The 21892-nt window shown below is 49.5% G+C and carries 23 protein-coding genes; 20 read left to right on the forward strand and 3 right to left on the reverse strand.

What is annotated here, in order from left to right:
* Window positions 1-23: 23 nt before the first annotated feature.
* Complete coding sequence (locus tag G9F48_RS06360) at window positions 24-2435, reverse strand: S8 family peptidase (protein WP_046560136.1); 2412 nt, start codon at window positions 2433-2435, stop codon at window positions 24-26.
* 525 nt (window positions 2436-2960) lie between these two features.
* Between G9F48_RS06360 and G9F48_RS06365 the strand changes: the two genes are divergently transcribed.
* From G9F48_RS06365 to G9F48_RS06385, 5 genes are all read left to right on the forward strand, one after another.
* A complete protein-coding gene (locus tag G9F48_RS06365) occupies window positions 2961-3275 on the forward strand; it encodes a hypothetical protein (protein ID WP_165409229.1) in 315 nt (104 codons plus the stop codon).
* 23 nt (window positions 3276-3298) lie between these two features.
* Window positions 3299-4129, forward strand: a complete 831-nt coding sequence (locus tag G9F48_RS06370) for a PRD domain-containing protein (protein ID WP_003150954.1) — start codon at window positions 3299-3301, stop codon at window positions 4127-4129.
* A gap of 217 nt (window positions 4130-4346) precedes the next feature.
* On the forward strand, window positions 4347-5729 hold the full coding sequence (locus tag G9F48_RS06375) for a sucrose-specific PTS transporter subunit IIBC (protein ID WP_165409230.1): 1383 nt from the start codon (window positions 4347-4349) through the stop codon (window positions 5727-5729).
* Window positions 5726-7165, forward strand: coding sequence for a sucrose-6-phosphate hydrolase (locus G9F48_RS06380; RefSeq protein WP_165409231.1), 1440 nt, complete (start codon window positions 5726-5728; stop codon window positions 7163-7165). Before G9F48_RS06375 ends, G9F48_RS06380 begins: the two co-directional genes overlap by 4 nt.
* 63 nt (window positions 7166-7228) lie before the next feature.
* On the forward strand, window positions 7229-7504 hold the full coding sequence (locus G9F48_RS06385) for a hypothetical protein (RefSeq protein WP_046341456.1): 276 nt from the start codon (window positions 7229-7231) through the stop codon (window positions 7502-7504).
* 30 nt (window positions 7505-7534) lie between these two features.
* On the opposite strand, the gene G9F48_RS06390 is transcribed toward G9F48_RS06385, so the two are convergent.
* Entirely contained in the window at window positions 7535-8347 is an 813-nt protein-coding gene (locus tag G9F48_RS06390; RefSeq protein WP_003150959.1) for a bifunctional hydroxymethylpyrimidine kinase/phosphomethylpyrimidine kinase, read from the reverse strand.
* A 149-nt stretch (window positions 8348-8496) separates the two neighbouring features.
* Between G9F48_RS06390 and G9F48_RS06395 the strand changes: the two genes are divergently transcribed.
* From G9F48_RS06395 to G9F48_RS06430, 8 genes are all read left to right on the forward strand, one after another.
* Window positions 8497-8835, forward strand: a complete 339-nt coding sequence (locus G9F48_RS06395) for a PadR family transcriptional regulator (RefSeq protein WP_003150960.1) — start codon at window positions 8497-8499, stop codon at window positions 8833-8835.
* The gene (locus G9F48_RS06400; RefSeq protein ID WP_165409232.1) at window positions 8828-9463 is read left to right on the forward strand and encodes a permease prefix domain 1-containing protein; all 636 of its coding nucleotides are present in this window, start codon (window positions 8828-8830) and stop codon (window positions 9461-9463) included. The genes G9F48_RS06395 and G9F48_RS06400 overlap by 8 nt, the downstream gene beginning before the upstream one ends.
* A gap of 44 nt (window positions 9464-9507) precedes the next feature.
* Window positions 9508-10035, forward strand: coding sequence for a hypothetical protein (locus G9F48_RS06405; protein WP_165409233.1), 528 nt, complete (start codon window positions 9508-9510; stop codon window positions 10033-10035).
* A gap of 84 nt (window positions 10036-10119) precedes the next feature.
* Window positions 10120-10926, forward strand: a complete 807-nt coding sequence (locus G9F48_RS06410; protein ID WP_121984323.1) for a glycosyltransferase family 2 protein — start codon at window positions 10120-10122, stop codon at window positions 10924-10926.
* 14 nt (window positions 10927-10940) lie between these two features.
* The gene (locus G9F48_RS06415; protein ID WP_165409234.1) at window positions 10941-11624 is read left to right on the forward strand and encodes a uracil-DNA glycosylase; all 684 of its coding nucleotides are present in this window, start codon (window positions 10941-10943) and stop codon (window positions 11622-11624) included.
* Between the two features lie 58 nt (window positions 11625-11682).
* Window positions 11683-12105, forward strand: a complete 423-nt coding sequence (locus tag G9F48_RS06420) for a YwdI family protein (protein WP_015387535.1) — start codon at window positions 11683-11685, stop codon at window positions 12103-12105.
* Between the two features lie 18 nt (window positions 12106-12123).
* Entirely contained in the window at window positions 12124-13443 is a 1320-nt protein-coding gene (locus tag G9F48_RS06425; RefSeq protein WP_003150968.1) for a purine/pyrimidine permease, read from the forward strand.
* Window positions 13444-13506: 63 nt separating this feature from the next.
* Window positions 13507-13878 (forward strand): DUF423 domain-containing protein, encoded by a 372-nt coding sequence (locus G9F48_RS06430; RefSeq protein ID WP_003150969.1) that lies wholly within the window; start codon window positions 13507-13509, stop codon window positions 13876-13878.
* Window positions 13879-13924: 46 nt separating this feature from the next.
* Here the strand turns inward: G9F48_RS06430 and gerQ are convergent, their stop codons facing one another.
* On the reverse strand, window positions 13925-14470 hold the full coding sequence (gene gerQ / locus G9F48_RS06435) for a spore coat protein GerQ (protein WP_003150971.1): 546 nt from the start codon (window positions 14468-14470) through the stop codon (window positions 13925-13927).
* A gap of 281 nt (window positions 14471-14751) precedes the next feature.
* Here gerQ and G9F48_RS06440 point away from each other — a divergent pair, with 281 nt between their 5' ends.
* Genes G9F48_RS06440 through G9F48_RS06470 form a run of 7 tightly spaced genes read left to right on the forward strand, consistent with a single transcriptional unit; the run spans window position 14752 to window position 21866 of the window.
* Window positions 14752-15522: a glycosyltransferase family 2 protein gene (locus G9F48_RS06440; RefSeq protein ID WP_146283959.1), complete on the forward strand. Its 771-nt coding sequence runs from the start codon at window positions 14752-14754 to the stop codon at window positions 15520-15522.
* A 4-nt stretch (window positions 15523-15526) separates the two neighbouring features.
* A complete protein-coding gene (locus tag G9F48_RS06445; protein ID WP_077723011.1) occupies window positions 15527-16951 on the forward strand; it encodes a capsular polysaccharide export protein, LipB/KpsS family in 1425 nt (474 codons plus the stop codon).
* A gap of 21 nt (window positions 16952-16972) precedes the next feature.
* A complete protein-coding gene (locus tag G9F48_RS06450; protein WP_165409235.1) occupies window positions 16973-18142 on the forward strand; it encodes a DegT/DnrJ/EryC1/StrS family aminotransferase in 1170 nt (389 codons plus the stop codon).
* The gene (locus tag G9F48_RS06455) at window positions 18143-19006 is read left to right on the forward strand and encodes a GNAT family N-acetyltransferase (RefSeq protein ID WP_165409236.1); all 864 of its coding nucleotides are present in this window, start codon (window positions 18143-18145) and stop codon (window positions 19004-19006) included.
* Window positions 19006-20127, forward strand: a complete 1122-nt coding sequence (locus G9F48_RS06460; RefSeq protein WP_165409237.1) for an N-acetylneuraminate synthase family protein — start codon at window positions 19006-19008, stop codon at window positions 20125-20127. Before G9F48_RS06455 ends, G9F48_RS06460 begins: the two co-directional genes overlap by 1 nt.
* Window positions 20120-20860 carry a cytidylyltransferase domain-containing protein gene (locus tag G9F48_RS06465; RefSeq protein ID WP_165409428.1) on the forward strand — a complete coding sequence of 247 codons (741 nt, stop codon included), beginning with the start codon at window positions 20120-20122 and terminating at the stop codon, window positions 20858-20860. The genes G9F48_RS06460 and G9F48_RS06465 overlap by 8 nt, the downstream gene beginning before the upstream one ends.
* 1 nt (window position 20861) lies before the next feature.
* Window positions 20862-21866: a PseG/SpsG family protein gene (locus tag G9F48_RS06470; protein ID WP_165409238.1), complete on the forward strand. Its 1005-nt coding sequence runs from the start codon at window positions 20862-20864 to the stop codon at window positions 21864-21866.
* The last annotated feature ends 26 nt before the right edge of the window (window positions 21867-21892 follow it).

Here is a 21892-nt window from a genome sequence, read left to right on the forward strand (position 1 = left end):
GATGCTCCAGCAGGGTTGTTCGGTTATTCAATGATAAAAGGTTTTTCAGTCAGCACCTGGCTTGATTTCCCTTTGTTCGCGGCATAGGCCAGCATATAATATTCTCCTGCCGGAAGTGCGGTGTCACCATTGACTTTGCCGTTCCAGTCGAAATATTGATAGCCTTTATCCTGCTTTTTGTAGATGCCGGCTTGGCCGACAAAGTCAAGATTACTGTCATATACAAGGAAGGCAAGCTCTTCGGCTCCCGCCGGAAGATAGGTTTCAATTTGGTAGGTTCCCTGCGTTGTGCCGTCCTGTACGTCGATTGACGTCACGCGCGGATAGTCCGGCTCTTTTACAATCAGGAGCGTCGGCACTTTTGCGACTGTTTTTCCGCCTTCACGCACTGTGACGGTTCCCTCATAGGTGCCCGCCTTTACTTTTTTGGCATTGACCTTTACTTTCGCATTGACCTTTCCGGTTTGATGAGCGGGGATCACGACCCGGTCTGTGCCCGAAACGGTAATGCCCGTGCCGTTGAAAGAATACTCGAGCTGATATGATTTTCTGATGGACGATTGGTTTTCAATCGTAAAGGTTTCTTTTTTCGTTTCATTGCCTTTGTCTTTCATAAACGTTCCGTAAGAATAACTTCCCGGGGCGACAAGGGAGTCTGCTTTGATCGCCTTCATGATTCTGATGCTTCCGGCGCCTTGCGCATTATGCGGGTATACGTCACCGTCCGCGTCCGTTAAGGTTTCCGCCGTGTTCATGAGAGCGGCTTTTATTTGTTCCGGGCTCCATTTCGGTTTGGCCTGCTTGATGACGGCAGCTGCGCCGGCTACATGCGGGGAAGCCATGCTCGTTCCCTGCTTCGATCCGTAGCCGTACGGGTCGGCCGGATCATGGGTCGGAATGGTGCTCACGATGTTTACGCCGGGAGCAGAGACGTCAGGTTTAATCATCCACGTGTCCATAACCGGGCCGCGTGACGAAAAGTCTGCCATTTGTTCAGTGAGCGATTTAGCGACGGATAAATGGAATGTCGCTTTTGTGCCGCCCGCTTTTAATTGGCTGACGAGTTTTTCGCCGTCTTCTGATGAAAGCTTAACCGTCGGCACGGACATGCCCGGTACATTGGCTTCAATTTCTCCCGGAGCATTGTTATACACAACCATACCGATCGCGCCCGCTTTTTTGGCGTTGTCTGCTTTATCCACAAAGGCGATGCTGCCCCTTTTGACGACCGCGACTTTTCCTTTCAGATCTTTGCCTTCAAAATCCTTTTGCTCGCCGATACCCGCCTCTATGAGCTCTGTTTCTTTTTTATTCAGTGCTTTTATGTCATCTTCTTTGTTGTAGCCCATTACTTTCGCTGAGGAGTAGGAACCGAAGGAGACGGCGTACTCGTTCAGCGGCAGCTGTGTCGCTCCGACGGAGATAGCTTCTCTGGACGTTCCCGGAGAGCCGACGGTCCAATTGTTCGGCCCGCTGTTTCCGTTTGATGTAACGGCCGTGACGCCTTCTGACATCGCCCAGTCAAGCGCCGTGCTTGTCGCCCAGTCTGGGTTATTCACAGAATTGCCGAGAGAAAGGTTCATGACATCCGCTCCGTCCTGTACGGCGCGTTCAATGCCGGCGATGACGTTCTCCGTTGTTCCGCTTCCGCCCGGACCGAGCACACGGTAGGCAAGGAGTGTAGCATCCGGTGCGACGCCTTTAATCGTTCCGTTTGCCGCTACCGTGCCCGCGACATGGGTTCCGTGGTCAGTCGACGCGCCTCTCGGATCACCGGACGGCGTTTCTTCAGGATCGTAATCGTTATCCACAAAATCGTATCCTTTATATTGTCCGAAATTTTTCTTTAAGTCAGGGTGTTTATATTCGACACCGGTGTCAATAATGGCCACCTTGACGCCTTTCCCCGTATAGCCGAGCTTCCACGCGTCATTTGCCCCTATATAAGGGGCGCTGTCATCCATCTGCGGAGACACGGCATCCTTAGATAGGGTGATGTCTTTATCTTTCAGCTGATCGGTATGATAGGTGACGTTCGGATAAACCGCTTTGACATCCTGATCACTCAGCAGTTTCGGAATTTCATTTGCCGGGAGTTTCATGGAGAAGCCGGAAAACACTTGCTCATATTCCCTGTTGATTTTTCCGTGTTTAATGGTTTTGAGCGCTTTCTTTTTCACCTTTGAGCGTTCGCTTTTCAGCTTGCTTTTTGTCTGTGCTTTGCCGAGTTCCTTTGCTTCCGCCAGTGACTTTTCCTTCAGCTCGACGATGACTGTCGTTTGTTTGCCGGTGGTCATATCAATGTCACCAAATACCTCAGCCTTCTCAAGATCAGGAGTTTGCGGTTTTGAAGCCGGCGCAGCCTGTGAACTTGTGGATAAGGTAAAGGATAAGACAAAAGCCGGAAGCAGATAACGGATGATTCCTTTTTTCAATCGTGTTTCCCCCTTTTTCTTTATCTGAATTAGAAATCTAGTATATATTTCTTGAAAATTCAAAATAATCCTTGTGACATATGACTCATTTATGGAAATTGGTCTGTGAATAAGGAGGGAGTTATACACAGAATCCTGTGTATAACTGAATAAAATTGTGTATATATATTGTTGGGAACGAGTGTTCCTATACAAAATATAGATCGAGTTTGTGGATATGTGGATATACCCTGTGTTTAAGCTGTGCTTAAACAAGGGATAAGGTGTGTATAACTTTTTTTATCGGCTTTTCCATTTTTCAGGTCATTTCCATCAGCTTTCAACAAAACTTCTGAAAACTAGTTTGTTTTTTCACTCATATTGTGACAAACAATTCGCCCGGCCGCGTCTATCATAGAGTCATAGGGTTGCTAGACCCGCTAGTTTTTAGCGGAGAAGGATCGGCCGCCTTTTCCGTTAAAGCGGAGAGAAAAACAGGCCTGCGAACAAGCTGTCTGTCAAAAAGAAGCGGAGGGATGATTTGCAATGAAACGTTTGCTAGTATCTTTACGGGTGTGGATGGTCTTTCTGATGAACTGGATGGCGCCGGGTAACGGAAGATATCCATTAGCCGCCGTGTACGGAAACCAAGCGGCTTATCATAAGAAAGCGAAGCCGACGTCTGGGGCTTTTTCGTTTGTGAGCCGTGTCCGATCGGCGGATTTGACCGATGAAACGAAATCGGCCCGCGGCAGGCTGGATAAAAACCGATGGATGCCTGTCCGCAAAGAATTGCCGAAACGGGAGCGCGCGGGTCCGGCACCTTTACATCATATGAAAAAGAGGGTACAATCCCACTAAACATATGAACGGGAGCGAACCTCTTGAGAATAGACAAAGTATTAAATAACAATGCGGCGTTAATAAAAGAAGACGGACGGGAAAAGATCGTAATGGGTCCCGGAATCGCTTTTCAAAAGAGAAAAAATGATGTGATTCAAAAACATAAAATTGAAAAAATATTTGTCGTGCACGACGAAAATGAAAAGTTCAAACAAGTGTTAGAAACGCTTCCCGAAGAGCATATAGAGGCGGCTGAAGATATCATCAGCCATGCGGAGGGAGAGCTTGCGGCACCTTTGAACGATCACATCCACATTGCGCTGGCGGACCATTTATCCTTTGCGATCGAAAGGATTCAAAACGGCCTTCAGGTGCATAACCGATTGCTTCATGAAATTAAGGCGCTTTATAAAAAAGAATATGAAATCGGCCGCTGGGCGGTTGAACACGTGAAACAAACCCTCGGTATATCATTGCCTGATGATGAGGCGGGGTATATCGCGCTTCATATCCATACTGCCAAGGCGGATGCCAAAAGCATGTATTCGGCGATGAAGCATACAACCATGATCAAAGAAATGATCGAAAAGATCGAATCCTTTTTCGAACAGAAGGTGGATGAAGACAGTATTTCCTATCAGCGCCTCGTCACGCACTTGCGGTATGCGGTCAGCCGGTTGGACTCAAATGAAGCACTCCATTCCATGGACGAGGAGATGCTTTATTTCATCCAAAAAAAGTATCCGTTTGCTTATCGGTGTGCGCTTGAACTGGCGGCGTTTTTAAAAAATGAATATGATTTGGAACTGCCGGAATCCGAGGCCGGCTATATTACGCTGCATGTCCAGCGTCTGCAAAAAAACCCGGAATAACGCGTCTGTTTCGAGAAACAGACTTTTTTTTTGAAAACATATTGACGAAAGCGCTATCATGAAATAAAATGAAAGCGCATTAAAAAACTGAATCGGCGGGATTGTGACTGGTAATGCAGGCAAGACCTAAAATTTGCGTACATGAAAAAGGGATCATGCTGACCTTTTTCGTTGGCGAATTTTAGGTCTTTTTTGATTTTAGAAAGGGGGATACATCATGAATTATCAAGAAACGGCAAAACAGCTTATCAAACATATCGGAGGGAAATCAAATATCATCAGCGCGACACATTGCGCCACACGGCTCAGACTCGTCATTCAAGATGAACAGAAGGTCAGCCAGGCCGATATTGAAGAGACAGAAGGAGTAAAAGGGGCTTTCAGCAGCTCGGGGCAATATCAGATTATATTCGGCACCGGCCTTGTGAATAAAGTGTATGACGCTTTTTCAAAAGAAGCCGATTTGGGGCGGGAGGATCGTGAGACACATCAGGACGCGGCGAAAAAAAAGCTGAATCCGGCCGCAAGATTTGCGAAAACACTGTCTAACATATTCGTTCCCATCATTCCGGCTATCGTGGCAAGCGGACTTTTAATGGGGCTGCTCGGCATGATGAAGGCTTTCCACTGGGTGTCTGAACAATCATCGCTGTTTAAGCTTTTAGACATGTTTTCAAGCGCGGCGTTTATCTTCCTGCCCGTATTCATCGGGTTCAGTGCGGCGAAGGAATTTGGCGGCAATGCCTATCTCGGTGCCGTGCTCGGGGGGATTATGATCCATCCGGCGCTTTTGAATCCGTGGGGGCTTGGGAATGCATCGCCTGATTTTATGCAGCTCTTCGGCTTCGACATTGCGCTGCTCGGCTACCAAGGGACGGTCATCCCCGTACTGTTAGCCGTTTACATTATGAGCAAAGTGGAAAAGGGCACGAGAAAAATGGTGCCTCACGCATTCGATTTATTGGTCACGCCGTTTGTCACGGTGATTGTCACAGGATTTATTACCTTTATCGCAATCGGTCCGCTTGGCAGGGCGATCGGATCAGGCATTACCGTCTCGCTGACATATGTGTATGATCACGCGGGCATTGTTGCCGGACTTCTTTTCGGCGGTCTTTATCCGCTTATTGTGCTCACAGGTGTGCATCACAGCTTTCATGCGATTGAGGCCGGCCTCATCGCTGATTTGGGCAGAAACTATATCCTTCCTATCTGGTCGATGGCGAATGTCGCTCAGGGCGCGGCGGGACTGGCTGTATTTTTCCTGACGAAAAAAGCGAAAATGAAAGAAATCGCTCTGCCTGCCGCATTTTCCGCTTTTCTCGGCGTAACCGAACCAGTTATTTTCGGTGTGAACCTAAGGTACCGGAAGCCGTTTATCGCGGGAATGATCGGCGGAGCGCTGGGAGGGGCCTATGTCGTGGTGACCGGTGTCGCCGCCAATGCTTACGGTCTGACCGGAATTCCGATGATTGCCATCACGGCTCCGCTCGGTTTAGGAAATCTTATAAACTATCTGATCGGAATGGGCATCGCCTCTGTTTCGGCGTTTATTGCCGCTTACATTATGGGAGCTAAAGAAAAGGAGGCCGTCAAATGAGGACACCGGATCAAGAGCTGCGCCTGCAGGCTGAGGAAGCGAAAAAGAAGCGGCAAGAAACAGCCGCGTCAGATCCATACCGCCAGAACTATCATGTTATGCCGCCGGTCGGGCTTTTAAATGATCCGAACGGCGTCATCCATTGGAACGGCGCATATCACTTGTTTTTTCAATGGCAGCCATTTCATACGGGGCACGGCGCGAAATTTTGGGCGCATGTGACGACGAAGGATTTCGTTGAGTGGAAAGAGGAAGAAATCGCGCTTGCACCGGGTGAGTGGTATGACAAAAACGGCTGTTATTCCGGAAGCGCCATCGAAAAAGACGGGCGGCTCTGCCTGATGTACACAGGCAATGTCCGTGACGGAGAAGGAAATCGGGAAACGTATCAATGCCTCGCCGTATCCGAAGACGGGATCGTATTTGATAAAAAAGGAGTCGTCGCGCGTCTCCCGGAAGGCTATACCGCTCATTTCCGTGATCCGAAGGTGTGGGAGAAGGACGGGGCGTATTACATGGTGCTCGGCGCGCAGACAGAAAAGCTCACCGGAAGCGCTGTGTTGTTCACGTCAGAGAACTTGACGGATTGGACGTTTCTCGGTTCGATTGCGGGGGCGGACTCGGGCGGTCTCGGGTCATTCGGCTATATGTGGGAATGTCCCGACCTGTTTTCCCTTGACGGAACCGACGTGCTGCTCGTATGTCCGCAGGGGCTTGAAGCCGACGGGATAAAATATCATAACAGCCACCAGGCGGGCTATTTCCTCGGCAGGCTGCATACAGAGCCGCCAGAGTTTAAGCACGGTGAATTTACGGAGCTTGACAGAGGATTTGATTTTTATGCGGCGCAGACGCTGGAAGATGATAAGGGACGGAGGATTCTCTTCGCGTGGATGGGCGTTCCGGATCAGCATGAGGACAAACATCCGACACATGCGTATCACTGGATTCACTGCTTAACGATGCCGAGACAGCTGTCACTGTCCAACGGCAGAATCATACAGCGTCCGCTCCCGGAAATGAAATCGCGCCGCAGGGATGAACAAAAGCGCCGTCTTCAATTGAATTGCTCGTCTGTAAGCCTCCCGGTGAAAGATGCGTCCCGGGCTGAAGTGCTGCTGGAAGACATCACTTGCGAATCCGGTTTTGAAATCTCAATTCGGGGCGCGGCCCGGTTTATATTTCATCAGGAAGAGGGGCTGGCTGTGCTGGAGCGCACCGCTTTCAGCGGAGAAGAAAAAGAAAAGAGAAGCTGCGCCATCAGCGAACTGCATTCCGTCCAGCTCTTTCTGGATGCATCCTCCATCGAATTGTTTGTGAATGATGGAGAAGAGGTATTCAGCGCCAGATATTTTCCTTTCCCGGGAAATGATGACGTAACCGTCACTTCGGTTGGAAAAACGGAAATAAATGCCTCAATTTGGACACTTTTGTAGAAAATCGTTCTTTTTTCTTATGTGAAACCTATGCCATCTGTGCTATTCTTCAAACGAAAGCCTATGATTCCAGGAATAAAAGGAGTTGTTTTCTCAGTTTTGAAAAATCAGAAGATGACGCCGAAATGTTTACTTGTCAAAGCCGCAGAGCAAGTGGAAGATAAGCGGGAAGAATATAAAGAAGTATTGCTTCAGCTGAATCGCATGCTCAAGAGGGCTGAGCCGCACAATGAATGGAGTGATCGGCTGAGGCATACATATGAACAGATGAAGGAATATGCGCTGTTTGTGCAATCGATTGAGATGTTTTTGCGGTCATCCGCGAAAAAAATGAAATAATCCCCCTCGATCATGAGGGGGATATTTATTTTATTTTCCGCTAAGACGCATCGCCGAATGTTTAGTCGGTCCGATGTATTGGTTCAGCGGGAAAGATTCTTTGATTGCCGCAGTGATAAATTCTTTTGCCGCATAGATGGCTTCCTTCACTTCAGCGCCTTTGGCCAGTTCTGCCGTCACTGCGGCGGAGAATGTGCATCCGGCTCCGTGCGTGTAAGGCGTATCAATCATTTCGCTTTCTAATACTTCAGCGGTTTCTCCGTCATACAGCACGTCGATCGCTTTTTCGTGTTTCAATTTGCCTCCGCCTGTAATCAATACATATTTCGCGCCGAGTTCGTGAATTTTCTTGGCCGCTTCTTTCATGTCTTCCACCGTTTTTAATTCATCCATACCGCTCAGCTGGCTTGCTTCAAACAGGTTTGGCGTGATGACGGTTGCCAGCGGCGCCAATTGGGTGCGAAGCGCTTCGGCATGCTCCGGATACAGCACTTCGTTCGCTCCTTTGCAGACCATGACAGGATCAATAACGACATTCTTCAGCTGTTTTTCTTTAATCGTTTTCGCCGCAAGCTCTATGATCTCCACGGTAGGGAGCATTCCCGTTTTCATGGCGTCTACGCCGATTCCGTCAACAATCGTCGCCAGCTGTGCGCGAATCGTATCGGCATCAATCGGAAATACTTGATGATCCCAGCTGTTCTCCGGGTCCATCGCTACGATCACGGTCAAAGCCGTCATTCCGTATACGTTTTTTTCTTGAAATGTTTTTAAATCGGCCTGAATTCCCGCGCCGCCGCTGGAATCAGAACCGGCAATAGTAAGTGCTTTGTGCATTGACATATCAATGGCCTCCATCAGTGTTTTATATCTCATTATAGTTAGATTTTCTCCCGATCACAATACGGAAGGCTTGGAGGAATGATTTGACAGCCCCGGGGGATGTGCGTACAATACCTACATAAGATTACTAGGTAAGGGTGAGAAAATAAATGCTCAACAGGGAGCTTGTAAAGGGAAGCACGGTCATTCTGGTGCTGACGCTGCTGAATGAACGGCCCATGTACGGGTATGAACTTGTGAAAGAAATGGAGAAAAGAAGCGGGAATGAACTGCAAATGAAGGAAGGCACGCTGTACCCATCGCTTCATAAGCTTGAACGCCAAAGCTATATTTCTTCTTACTGGGAAAAGCAGACCAAAGGGCCCGACCGAAAATATTACCGGATCACCGATGAAGGAAAAAACATTCTAGCCGAACGGACGAAGGAATGGAATCTGTTCTCCGCTCTGATGGACCGGATGCTGAAGCGGGGCGGGCAGAATGGATAAGGACCTTTATGTGCAGGAAATCAGAAAAGGGCTGGAAGGCAAGGCCGGAAGCCGTGAATTATTAAAGGAAATCGAAAGCCATATTCATCATGCCATTTGTGATCATCTGGAAAAAGGCAAAACCGAAAGCGAAGCGATGGAGCTTATTCTGCGGGAAGTGGGGACTCCGTCTGAGATTATCTCTGCTTTTCAAAAAGCTTCGGCGGTGCCCGCGCGGACTTTTATGCTCTTTTATCTGTTCTGCAACTGCGCTCTTTTTGTGATGGGGGCGATGATTACGATGATGCACGCGTGGAGGGTTCATCCCGCTGTTGACGCGCTGTGGAAAGGGATTTCCGTGTCAGTATGGCTGATTATGATCGGTTATGTATTGTATTGGTTCCAAATCGGCTATCAAGCTGGCAAAGAGTTCGGGGCTGGCGGCAAAAAGCTTGCTGAGCGGACGGTATGGGCTTCAATGGTGCCGAATCTATGTTTTATGTTTGTCTTTTTGTTCAATCTGGTTCCGGCTGGGCTGTTTCCTTCGGCGGTCACACCGAGTTTTGCGGCAGTATGCGCCGTTGTGACGGTATGTTTTCCGTTTTGCGGCAAAATAGGTTTTTACGCAGGCAGGCAGAGACTTGCCTGATCTTTTTCACTATATACATAGGGAATCTATATAGGGGTGTTAAAATGAGATTAGGTTCGTGGATGTACGGCGCGTGCGCCCAAATAGCCGTTACCGTATTTACCGTCTGCGGCTTGGTTCTTGCCTTGCCCGTTGTGAGTTTTTTTATTATGGTTCTGAATGGGATGCAAGACGCTATTTTTGTTGTTTTCAGTATTTTGCTTCTTCTATTGTTTTATGCGCTGGGATGGATTTGGGCCGTTTCGTTTGCGCGTGAGTGGAAGGTGAAGCTTTTCGAGCTGCAGATCAGCTCGCTCATTCCGCTGGCGGGTATATTATACTTGTACATTGACAGCGGGGTGAGTATACCGGAACTGATTCATGATTGGCATGAGGATGGATGTGCGCTTGTCCCGCCGGCTTTTGTCTGCTTGTGCACATGCTATGTGATGGTGCTGGTGCCTGTTTATCAATCAAAACTGTGGAATGCCATGGAGGCGGGCAGACTTAATGCCAAGGCGGTATGCACTGTTTGGGGAGACCTTCTGATCATTCTGGTTTTGCTGGCGGGGATGACCTGGATTTGTTTCTGAATGGGCCGAAATCAAAAAACCCCCCTGATCTCTCCGCCGCTTTATGTTTTAATAGAACATGAGAAAAAGCAGAAGGAGCGGGTCATGAATATATCAATTGTCATAGTCACGTATAATCGGATTCCGGCTTTGTGTGAACTGCTGGAGTCGATTTCCAGGCAGACCATTAAGCCTTATGAAGTCATCATCGTAAATGATGCCGGGGAATCGGTCGAACAAGCGAAGCAGCTGTACAGCGATCTGCCGATTCAGATTATTGATTTAGAACAGAATGCCGGACATGTGGAAGCGCGGAACGCAGGTGTGAAAAAAGCGTCGGGTGATTACATCATGCTTTGCGATGATGATGATTTCATTACGCCGGGCCATTTGGAAAGAATGGCGGCTGCACTTGCTGATGCGGATTTTGTCCATTCTGACGCGGAAATTGTGTCATTTGAAGAACGGGGCGGCACGAGATACCCGGTGTCACGAAAGCCATTCGCCTATACGGCCGATTATGAGGATATGCGGGTATTTTCCACGTACGTTCCGTCAGGCAGCATGTACAGACGTTCTCTGCATGACACGTTAGGGTATTTTGATCCGGATGTCCATAATTATTGGGACTGGGACTTTTATTTGCGCGCCGCGAAACAGCACTGTGTGAAGCGTGTTCCTTGCGCAAGCGTCATATATGCGTTTTTTGAGGGAGGCGGCAATCAGTCCGCGGATCTCGGCGGCAAACGGAAGCGGTACTTAGACCGGTTAAGCGAAAAGCACGGGCTTGGGGAGCTCCCGACGAAAAACTTCGCGGTTCTTCTTGAAGAGCCGGACATGAAGAGGCGGGAGGCGCCGACTGACATTGTGTGGGACGGAAAGCCCGTCCATTCAAGACTGCACAGTTCATAAGGGGGACGGACAGTTTGAAACAGCTTTTAAAAGACAGCTGGTGGAATCAGCTGAAAGATGAATTTGACAAACCGTATTATCAAGAGCTGAGAGAGATACTGAAACAAGAATACAGCAGCCAAACGATTTATCCTGACAGCCATGATATTTTTAACGCCTTGCATTATACGCCCTATGAGGATGTAAAAGCGGTCATTCTCGGACAGGACCCGTATCATGGGCCGGGACAGGCGCACGGGCTTAGTTTTTCCGTTCAGCCCGGGGTCAGACAGCCGCCGTCTTTGAAAAATATTTTCATAGAGCTTCAGGACGATATCGGCTGCTCCGTACCGAACCACGGATCGCTCGTCAGCTGGGCGAAGCAGGGAGTGCTTTTGTTAAACACAGTGCTTACGGTTCGCCGCGGTCAGGCCAATTCCCACAAAGGCAAGGGGTGGGAGCGGCTCACTGACCGCATCATTGATGTGGTGAATGAAAGAGAGAAGCCGATTGTCTTTATCCTGTGGGGGCGTCACGCGCAGATGAAAAAAGAGCGCATTGACACATCGAAACACATTATTATTGAATCGACTCATCCGAGCCCGTTTTCGGCAAGGAACGGTTTTTTCGGGAGCAGACCGTTTTCCCGTACAAACGCCGCCCTTGAAAAAATGGGGGAGCAGCCGATCGATTGGTGCATCCCCGACCTGCCGCAATAAACGGTTTTTTGAGGCGCTTCCGCCCGGCGGAAGCGTCTTTTTTGATGTTCCGGGCGGTATGCCGTCAGAAAAAATAACAAACTCAATTCTGCGATTCGCTCAGAAATTTGATAAAATGCAGGAAGAAGACAAATTACTGCTGGAGGATTTACTCATGAACATACATATTTCTGCTTTGATTCAGAAGATGGAAGAAGAACTGAGGCAGGCGAAAACGGCGACCCGCACCGAGGAGGTCAAAATGCACGCGGCCGCCATCCGCTCTCTGTGTGATGTCGTGCTCGGCACTCAGACGCACACCGCTCCGGCGCCTGTGCAGAATCCGATTCCGAAAGCGGCGCCGAAACCTTCCGCGTCTCCTTCGACAGACCCGCTGCTGCTTGAAAAAATGATGGGCAGCGCCGGGCTGAACCAATATCAGAAAAAAGCGAAAGACGAACGTGAGGAAGACGGAAACGGGGATTCCATTTTCGATTTTTAACAGGAGAGGTTGATTGACTTGAAACTGATACTCGGGGGTTTGCAATGGACGGCATTTATGATTGCGGCTGCGATTGTAGTTCCTGTCGCCATCGCACAATCATTTCACTTGAACCATGCCGATTCTGCCGCATTGATTCAGAGCACATTTTTTGTGCTTGGCGTCGCGGCGGTCATCCAATGTCTCCAGGGACATCGTCTGCCGATTAATGAAAGCCCGGCAGGCTTGTGGTGGGGCGTATACACGATTTACGGCGGACTGACGGGCACGGTGTTTGCGACATTCGGCGAGACGCTGCGGGCGCTGCAGGGGGCGCTGTTATTAAGCGCTGTCTTTTTCTTTTTGTTCAGCCTTTTTAAAGTGATTGAACGGCTGGCCGTGCTGTTTACGCCGGTTGTGACCGGTGTGTATCTGCTGCTGTTGGTCATGCAGCTGAGTCAGCCGATTGTGAAAGGCCTTTTGGGCATCGGCTATTTAAAAAACAGCGTCGACGGCCTTGTATTCGGGCTCGCCATGGTTGTGACGGCGGCGATGTTCATCATGTCCCGATCGAATGTTACGTTCTTAAGACAGTATGCGATTCTCCTTTCGCTTGCCGGCGGATGGATCTTATTCGCCGTCTTCGGCGCTGCCAAACCGATTCAAATACCGGATCGCGTGATTCAGCTGCCGGTTCTTTTTCCGTTTGGAAAACCCGTGTTTGACAGCGGCTTGATCATTACGTCACTCTTCATTACCGTGCTTTTGATTGTCAACATGCTCGCGAGCATCCGGGTTGTAGAAGCGGCGGTGAAAAAATTCGGCGGCACCGTTGGGAAACGGCGTGAGCGTCCGGCAGGGTTTGCGGCTTCGATCAGCCACCTTTTGAGCGGGCTGTCAGGGGGCATTGCGCCTGTGCCGATTTCAGGGGCGGCCGGTTTTATTGAGACGACGAAGCTTCCTTCGAAAAAGCCGTTTCTTTTGGGAAGTGTATTTGTCATGATCATCAGTATGATCCCGCTATTTATGAATGCGTTTGCGAGTCTGCCCTCACCGGTCGGCTTTGCGGTAAACTTCGTCGTTTTCTCCACGATGGCGGGTCTTGCCTTTACAGAGTTTGACTCTTATGAGAAAGCGGAGCAAAAACGAATCCGCTCCATTATCGGTCTGGCGCTCCTCACGGGGGTCGGCGTAATGTTTGTGCCGGAGAGCGCGTTATCAGGGATGCATCCGATCCTGATTTCGCTCTTAAGCAACGGCCTTGTGCTCGGGACGCTGCTGGCGATAGCGATTGACCGAATCCAGCTTATCAAAAAGAAAAAATCCGACAATCTCGTGTCATCGGATGACGGACGTTGAATTTTGCCGATGTTGGGTTATGATTGAATTGGAAACTTTAACGAAAAGGCGGGAGAAAAATAGATGAAAGTGTTTATTATTCTTGGTGCGATTAACGCTTTATTGGCCGTGGCGCTGGGCGCTTTCGGCGCGCATGGGCTTGAAGGGAAAATCCCCGATAAATATTTGCAGGTGTGGCACACAGGCGTGCAATATCATATGTATCACGCGCTCGGTCTTCTGGCTGTCGCGTTTTTGGCTGAAAAGCTCTCTGGCGCAGGCAGTGTTTCTGTTGCAGGCTGGCTGATGTTTGCGGGCATCGTTCTGTTTTCAGGAAGCCTGTACGTATTGAGCGTGACGCAGATTTCCATTCTCGGCGCGATTACACCGCTCGGCGGCGTGGCGTTTATCATCTCTTGGATTATGATTATCGTCGCGGCCGTCAAATATTTATAAAGAAAAAAAGCCAATCCTCTGTCAAGTGAGCGATTGGCTTTTTGATTTATCTCGGAGAATAAGAAGACATGGAGTACGGATAAGTATAAGCGATTTCCTCATCAAATGTGATGTAATCAAGGTAAATGGTCAGAAGCAGATAGCGGGTGCCCGTTTTCGGATCGCTGATGATGATATGGTCACGTCCCGCCGCCTCAATCACACCGCGGAAAATCTTTGAATTCCATTCTTTGCTGTTTTCAAATGTCATATAAATCGTCGCCGTTTTGCCCCGGTTCAACCGCAGAATATTTTCAATGTATGACTCTTCAATCGGCAGCATGCCGGGAACGTTTTGTGACGATGATGGACCTGACGGGATTTGAAAGCTGCCGCCGCCCTGCTGTTGCGGCTGGCCGGGGAACCCCCCGCCGAAGCCCTGCTGGCCTTGCTGCATCGGCATTGTCATTTGCTGCTGCATCGGCATCATTTGTGATCCTTGGCCCTGAGGCTGCGGATAAGGATTAGGCCCGAGCTGCGGCTGGAATCCTTGCATATCCATTCCCATCCCCATCCCCTGCATTTGCTGATATTGATTCTTTTTCGGTTTCATATTGTTCCTCCTTTGATGAAAACCTCTTGATGCTGAAACCTCCTGACAAGTATCAGACAGCCGATAGAGCGGCTGCTGTTTTTATCTATTCCACCATATGAGCCCAAAGAAAGATTTATGCGAAAAAAGAAAATACGATCCAATGTTTCCGGACATCAGAGCCGGCTTTTTTTTGTGCGCGCAATGCTGACTTTTCACATAATAGTCTGTATTCCTAGCGCATCTTCCGCATAAGGAACATATGATAGCGGTAGTTTCAGGTGCGAAAAGGGGGTGACGAGTTGCCTAAAGTGTCAGTGATCATGACGAGCTATAACAAAAGTGACTATGTGGCCCGCTCTATTAAAAGTATTCTGTCTCAGACGTTTACAGACTTTGAGCTGTTCATTATGGATGACAACTCAAATGAAGAGACATTGGCGGAAATACGTCCTTTTCTCACGGATGACCGCGTCCGGTTTTATCAAAGCGATGTATCGGGCGTCAAAGAAAGAACGGAAAAAACACGCTACGCCGCTTTGATTAATCAGGCAATAGAAATGGCGGAGGGCGAGTACGTGACGTATGCGACCGACGACAACACGTATGTGCCGGAACGGCTTGAGAAAATGGTGAAAGAGCTTGATGAAGACCCGGAAAAAGCCGTCGTGTATTCAAGTTCCAAAACCTATCATCTGAATCAGCGGAAAGAGACGGTGAAGGAGACGGCCAGGCCCGCCGAACGGATCGTGTGGAACGCGCCGTGCGCCATTGACCATTGTTCGGTCATGCACCGGTTTTCCGTGCTGGAACAGGTCAAAGCGGCATTCGGTTCCTATTGGGATGAAAGCCCAACGTTTTACCGGATCGGTGACGCCCGTTTCTTCTGGAGAGTGAATCATTTTTATCCGTTTTACCCGATTTCTGAGGAGCTTGATATCAATTATATTACCGATCAATCCATCCATTATCAGCTTTTCGCGGCGGAGAAAAACGAGTTTGTGAACAGCCTTCCGCAGCAGACCACGTGCCGGGAGCTGAGGGAATCATTAAAAAAGCTTGGAAAGGGGTGAGGGCTTGTCGGCATACTTAGCGAACTATTGGGTGCTGTACCGGCAGTATATTGACCTTTTTCAGTCACTTCGCTACAAAGACATCCCGCTCGCATTGATCAGTAATTTTTATCAATATATCAGTCCGGCGCTTCGGGAGAGCATGGAGCAGAACCCAGAGCTTTTCGGTCCGGCGGATCAGCATATTCCTGAAGCCGGTATTCAGCCTTATTATGATCAAAAAAGGCAAAACATTAAGAAAACAGATGAGAAACCGGTAAACGGAAAAGTCATTCTGCATTTCGATCATCTTCGGTTCACCGAGGGAAATTACCGGCAGTTTGATCCGGCAAAAACAGCGGTACTGGCCAGATGGAGTCTGCCTGACCATCATGGGCTGCCCGTTATCTGCAAATTGGAGCTGACGGAAATGGGACAAAAAGGGAACCCCGTCCCTTATATTGAAAAAGCCCATTCCATTTTGAAAGAGCTTCACAGCCATCCCGCTTTTGGAAACAGAGAATTTCAGGAACGTTTGTATAAAGACATCCCGTTATTTATTGAAGCGATTGACGCCGTTGATATTTTGTTTACGGCCGAGAAGATTTCCGCCGTTGTAGTCGGCACGACGGAGGATATTTACAGCCGTGTGCTGGCGCTGATGTCCGCGAAAAAAAACGCCGTCAGCATCTGTCTGCAGCACGGAGCGCTCATGGGAGATGAAGCGTTTCTGCCCGTATTTACGGACTATCAGGCTGTATTCGGGGCTTATGAAGCGGAGTGGTATAAAGCAAAAGGCTGCAGGGATGAACAAATCATCATCACGGGGCATCCCCGTTTCGACGAGATTTTCTCAAGAGAGCCGATAGATCGGGACACGTTTTACCGCAAACTTTCTTTTCTCCCGTCACAGCGGACGGTGCTGATCGCCACGCAACCGTTTTCTGATGAATTTTATACGGGAGTGCTTGAAGAGCTTGCCGGCCAAAAGAACATGCAGCTCATTATTAAACCGCATCCGTGGGAAATCGGCAAAAACAAGCTGGATGCTTACAATCAGGTGCTGCGGAAATATAAAGCAGGCAAAATCATCAAAAAAGAGATGGAGCTGTATGATATTCTCCCGTATGTTGACGCTGCGGTGACACAGACATCAACGGTCGGTCTTGAAGCGATGCTGTTTCAAAAGCCCGTGCTGATCGGAAAATCAGCGGGAACCCGCCGATACCCTTATTATCATTCACTTGGAGAATTTGTCTTTGAGGACCCGCAGGCACTCGCTCAGGAATTAATCCGGATATGCGAAAGCCCCGCAGCATATCAAAAAGCGGAACAGGCGCGCCGTGCTTTTGTCGCCGCGAACTACCCGGTTCAGGATTCGCTTGCCGCTTTATGCCAAGTGCTTCAGGAAAAAACCGGAGTCAGCTTCAGACGGGTTGACCCTTCATAAAAAAGATAGGAGCGCAAAAAAATGGTGCAAAAAAGATCAGCTTTTCTTCCCTATTCATTGCCCATGATCGGGAAGGACGAAATTCAGGAGGTTATTGATACGCTTGAATCGGGCTGGCTTTCAAAGGGCCCGAAAGTAGAGGCGTTTGAAAAAGCCTTTGCCGCCTGGACGGGGGCAAAGCACGCGATCGCGCTGAACTCATGTACCGCCGCTTTGTTTTTGGCCCTGAAAGCGAAAGGGATCGGTCCCGGTGACGAGGTCATCACGTCTGCCGTGACGTTCAGTTCAACAGCCAATACAATCGTGCACACAGGCGCCGTTCCGGTGTTTGTTGACATCGATCCGCTTACGCTGAATGCAGACCCTGAAAAAATTGAGGCGGCCGTCACCCCGCGGACAAAAGCGATTGTACCCGTTCATTTCGCCGGCCAGTCATGTGATATGGATCAGATTCTGGCCATTGCCGAAAAGCATCAATTATTTGTCTTAGAGGATGCCGCACATGCTGTGTATACCACTTATAAACAGAAAATGATCGGATCAATCGGTGATGCGACGGCATTCAGCTTCTACGCGACAAAAAACCTGGCAACCGGTGAAGGCGGCATGCTGACGACGGACGATGACGGGCTTGCCGATCAGATCAGGGTGCTCAGCCTTCACGGCATGAGCAAAGGCGCGTGGAACCGCTATTCTTCAAACGGAAGCTGGTACTACGAGGTCGAAACGCCCGGCTATAAAATGAATATGTTTGATCTTCAGGCAGCGCTTGGGCTTCATCAGCTGAAACGGATTGACAGCATGCAGCAAAGAAGGGCTGACATTGCAAGCCGCTACCAGGACGCCTTCAGACACATGAAAGGGCTCACCGTCCCGTATGTCAGTGATGACGGGCGGCATGCATGGCATCTGTATGTTCTTCAAATAGAGGAGCAGGAGGCCGGGATCAGCCGGAACGATCTGATTTCCGCTTTGAAAGACCAATATAATATCGGCACAAGTGTTCATTTTATTCCGGTTCCGTTCCATCCGTATTATCAAAAAACGTACGGATATAAGGAAACTGATTTTCCGGCCGCGGCCGCGTATTATCACCGCACCGTATCACTCCCTCTTTATCCGTCAATGACAGATGATGACGTTGAATACGTCATTGCAGCCGTTACGGATATCGTCAAAGGGGCTGATTAGGTGTACAGACTGAGGGAAAATCTTGCGCAGGACATGATTCATGCCTTCCTGCATCAGAAGGGCATTCATCCGGAAGCCTATGAATCGTCGCTCTGTTTATTGGAAGAAAACAGCCTTCAAGGCGTGATTTTATATGAAAACTCTTCGTGGGAAAGTCAATTGTTCCGAAAAAATATCATCAATGTGAAGCTTGCAGCCGCAAACAGCACCGGACAGCTCAAAAGGCTGTTTCAGGAATTTTACGCGGCAAGGCGGGCGGACGGCACTGATTTTATATTTATTAAAATACCGGCTGAAGATATCGGCGCGATGCAGGTCGTGCAGCAGCTTCCGAACGCTTATTTTGTAGGGAGTCTTCTCAAGCTCGTCAGTCCGGTGCGTGTATATAACAGCACGCCGCCGTTTGAGATTACAGAAGCCGGACCCGGCGACACGGAAGCGATCAGCCGGCTGGCCCGCGACGCCTTTACAAAAAGCAGGTATTATCAGGACCCCCATCTCAGTTATAAAAGTGCAAACCGCCTGTTTGAAGAGTGGGCGCGGAATAACGCGGAAGGAAGAGCTTCGTTACAATTCCTCGCCAAATATAAGGGAGAGACCGCGGGCTTTGTTCAGGGGCTGTCTAAAGGCGATGAATTCGTCCTTGATCTGATGGCGGTAAAGCCGGGCTTTGAAGGAAAAGGAGCGGGATACCATTTAGCGGCGCACGTGATTGAACAATCATTGCGTTTTCAGCATAAGACTGTATCAGCGGGAACGCAGCTCCACAATGTAAGAGCCATCCGCCTGTATGAAAGAATGGGATTTAAAGCGGATGCGTCCTATTATTACTATCATGTGTGGCCCGGGAAGGAGGCGGACTGATGGCATCATGCAAAATCGGAACGAAGTCAATCGGCGAAGGTTCGCCCGTATTCATCATCGCCGAAGCCGGAATTAATCATGACGGAAAACTGAGCCAGGCGTTTGAATTGATAGATGCGGCCAGTGAGGCCGGCGCGGACGCGGTCAAGTTCCAAATGTTTCAGGCTGACAAAATGTATCAGAAAGACCCCGGCTTATACAAAACCGCTGCGGGAAAAAACGTCTCTATTTTTTCTTTGGTGCAATCAATGGAAATGCCCGCTGAGTGGATCGAACCGCTGCTTGAATATTGTAAGAAAAAAGGCGTGCTGTTTTTAAGCACGGTATGTGACGAAGGCTCTGCCGACTTACTGTATGCGACTTCCCCTTCAGCTTTTAAAATCGCCTCCTACGAGCTGAACCATCTGCCGTTATTGAAATATGTCGCGGGGCTGAAGACACCGATTATCTTCTCCACCGCGGGCGCTGATATTTCAGATATTCAGGAGGCTTATCAAACCATTACCGGCGAGGGGAACAAAGAAATTGCGATCATGCATTGTGTGGCGAAATATCCCGCGCCGCCTGAATACAGCAATCTGAGCGTCATTCCCATGCTTGCCGCCGCATTCCCGGATGCAGTGATCGGTTTCTCCGATCACAGCGCCCATCCGTATGAGGTGCCGTGCGCGGCTGTCAGGCTCGGAGCGAAACTGATTGAAAAGCATTTTACGATCGATAAAAACCTGCCCGGTGCTGATCACTCCTTCGCCCTCAATCCGGATGAATTAAAAGAAATGGTTGCGGCGATCCGCTCAGTTGAAGCGGAGCTGCGGCAGGGGTATCACGCTCCGGTGCCGGAAGTGCTGTCGGGAAGTTCCCATAAAACGACGACACCGATTGAAGGGGATATCAGAAGGTTTGCTTACAGAGGCATTTTTTCAACAGCGCCGATTCAAAAAGGCGAATGTTTTACGGCGGAAAACCTTGCCGTCCTTCGTCCCGGCCAAAAACCGCAGGGGCTTCACCCGAGATATTTTGAGCTTTTAACTGACGGCGCGCGTGCGGTCAGGGATATCCCCGCCGACACGGGCATCACTTGGGATGACCTTTTGACGAAAGGCAGCCCATATGATGACTGACATTTTGTTTATCATTCAGGCGCGGATGGGGAGCGGGCGTCTTCCCGGCAAAGTGCTGAAACCGATCGGCGGGTATACGATCCTCGATATGATTGTCAAAAGGGTTCGTCAAAGTGCGTTTTACGATCAATCACGGGATAATCTGATCGTCGCCGCGTCTGACAGCAAGACCGACGACATTCTGTCTGCGCACTGCCTCAGCAACCGTTACCGTGTGCACCGCGGCAGCGAACAGCGTGTGCTTGACCGGTTTGCACAAGTCATCGAACAAGTAAAACCGGACATCGCAGTCAGGCTGACGGGGGATAACCCGTTTGTCGACCCTTCGCTGCTTGATTTTCTGATTCAATCGCATTTAGATCAGCACGCAGACTACACGTATATCTGCGGTACACCGCTCGGGATCGGCGGCGAAGCGGTAAACGCGCGCCTTTTAACGGACATCAATGCCGACAAAACGCTGGCGGACAAATATCAGGAGCATGTCACCCTTTTAATAAGAGAATCTCCTGAGAGGTACCGGCTTCTCTTTCCTGAGCCCCCGCAGGAACTCCGGGCTCCTCACTTGCGGATGACCGTCGATACAGAAGAGGACTACAGGCTGGCCCGCGAGCTGTACGTAAAAGCGGGCTCGCGTCCTGATATTCCGGCAAAAGAATTGATCCATCTGCTGAATCGTGATCCGGAGCTCAGGGCCATTAATCAAATGATCCGGCAAAAAGAGGCTGATTAGCATGCGGGTTTTGATTTTCGCGGACGGGGGCCGTGACATCGGCATGGGGCACGCGGTCCGGATGAAGCTGCTTGCCGGTGCCATTAAGAACAATTGCTCAATAACGTTCTACACAAATAAAGAGGCTTTTTCTTATCTGTCATCTGATCAATGGGAAGTGATCATCAAGCCTGACAAGGGACAGAAGGAATTTATTGTCCGGGAAATAAACAGGCGGGCTCCCGACCTTCTCATATTCGATCTGCTCGATATGCCGTGTGACTGGCTGGAGGAAATCAAAAAGCATTCATCGGCTCGTATCGTCTTATTTGAAGAAAAGAGGGAACATGTCATTCATTTATGCGATGCCGTTATAAACGGCATTTACGGCGGGCTGAAAAGCCGGACGGTTCAAATGGGCAGCGCCGCGGTATATGAAGGCCCGGATTATATGATTCTTCATCCGGGTTTTGAAAAAGCAAAGCAGCTCTATCAGCTGAATAAAGAATGCCGGACCATATTGGTCTCATTAGGAGGAAGCGACCCGAAAAAGCTTGTCTTTAAAGTGATGGAAGCATGCCGCCGCATCCCCGGCATTCAGCGGAAACGAGTGATCATCGTCATGGGCGGCGCCGCGCCTCATGCTGATGACGTGCGCGCGTTGATCACACAAATGCCTTATGCCGAGATGGTAAGGCAGACAAATGACATGGCCGCGCTTCTCACGAGAGCTGATATGGCCGTCGTGTCCGGCGGGATCACTTTATATGAGACCATTTGTACAGGTGTGCCCTGCATCGTTCTTTCTCAAGTGGAGCATCAAACTGAGACGGCTGAAAAATTCGCCGCACGGGGCGCCGCCGTTCATCTCGGCCTGGGAGAACACACCGCGGCGGACGTGCTCGCTCGGCATATGTCTGAGCTGGCCGCTGATTATCCGATGCGGACCGGACTTCATCAAAACGGAAAGCCGCTGGTTGACGGCAGGGGCATCAAACGGGCGGCGGCGATTCTTTATGATTTGTGATAAAACCACACGTAAGGAAGTGTTCA

The sequence above is a fragment of the Bacillus sp. EKM420B genome, from assembly GCF_011065565.1.
Classification (GTDB): domain Bacteria; phylum Bacillota; class Bacilli; order Bacillales; family Bacillaceae; genus Bacillus; species Bacillus velezensis.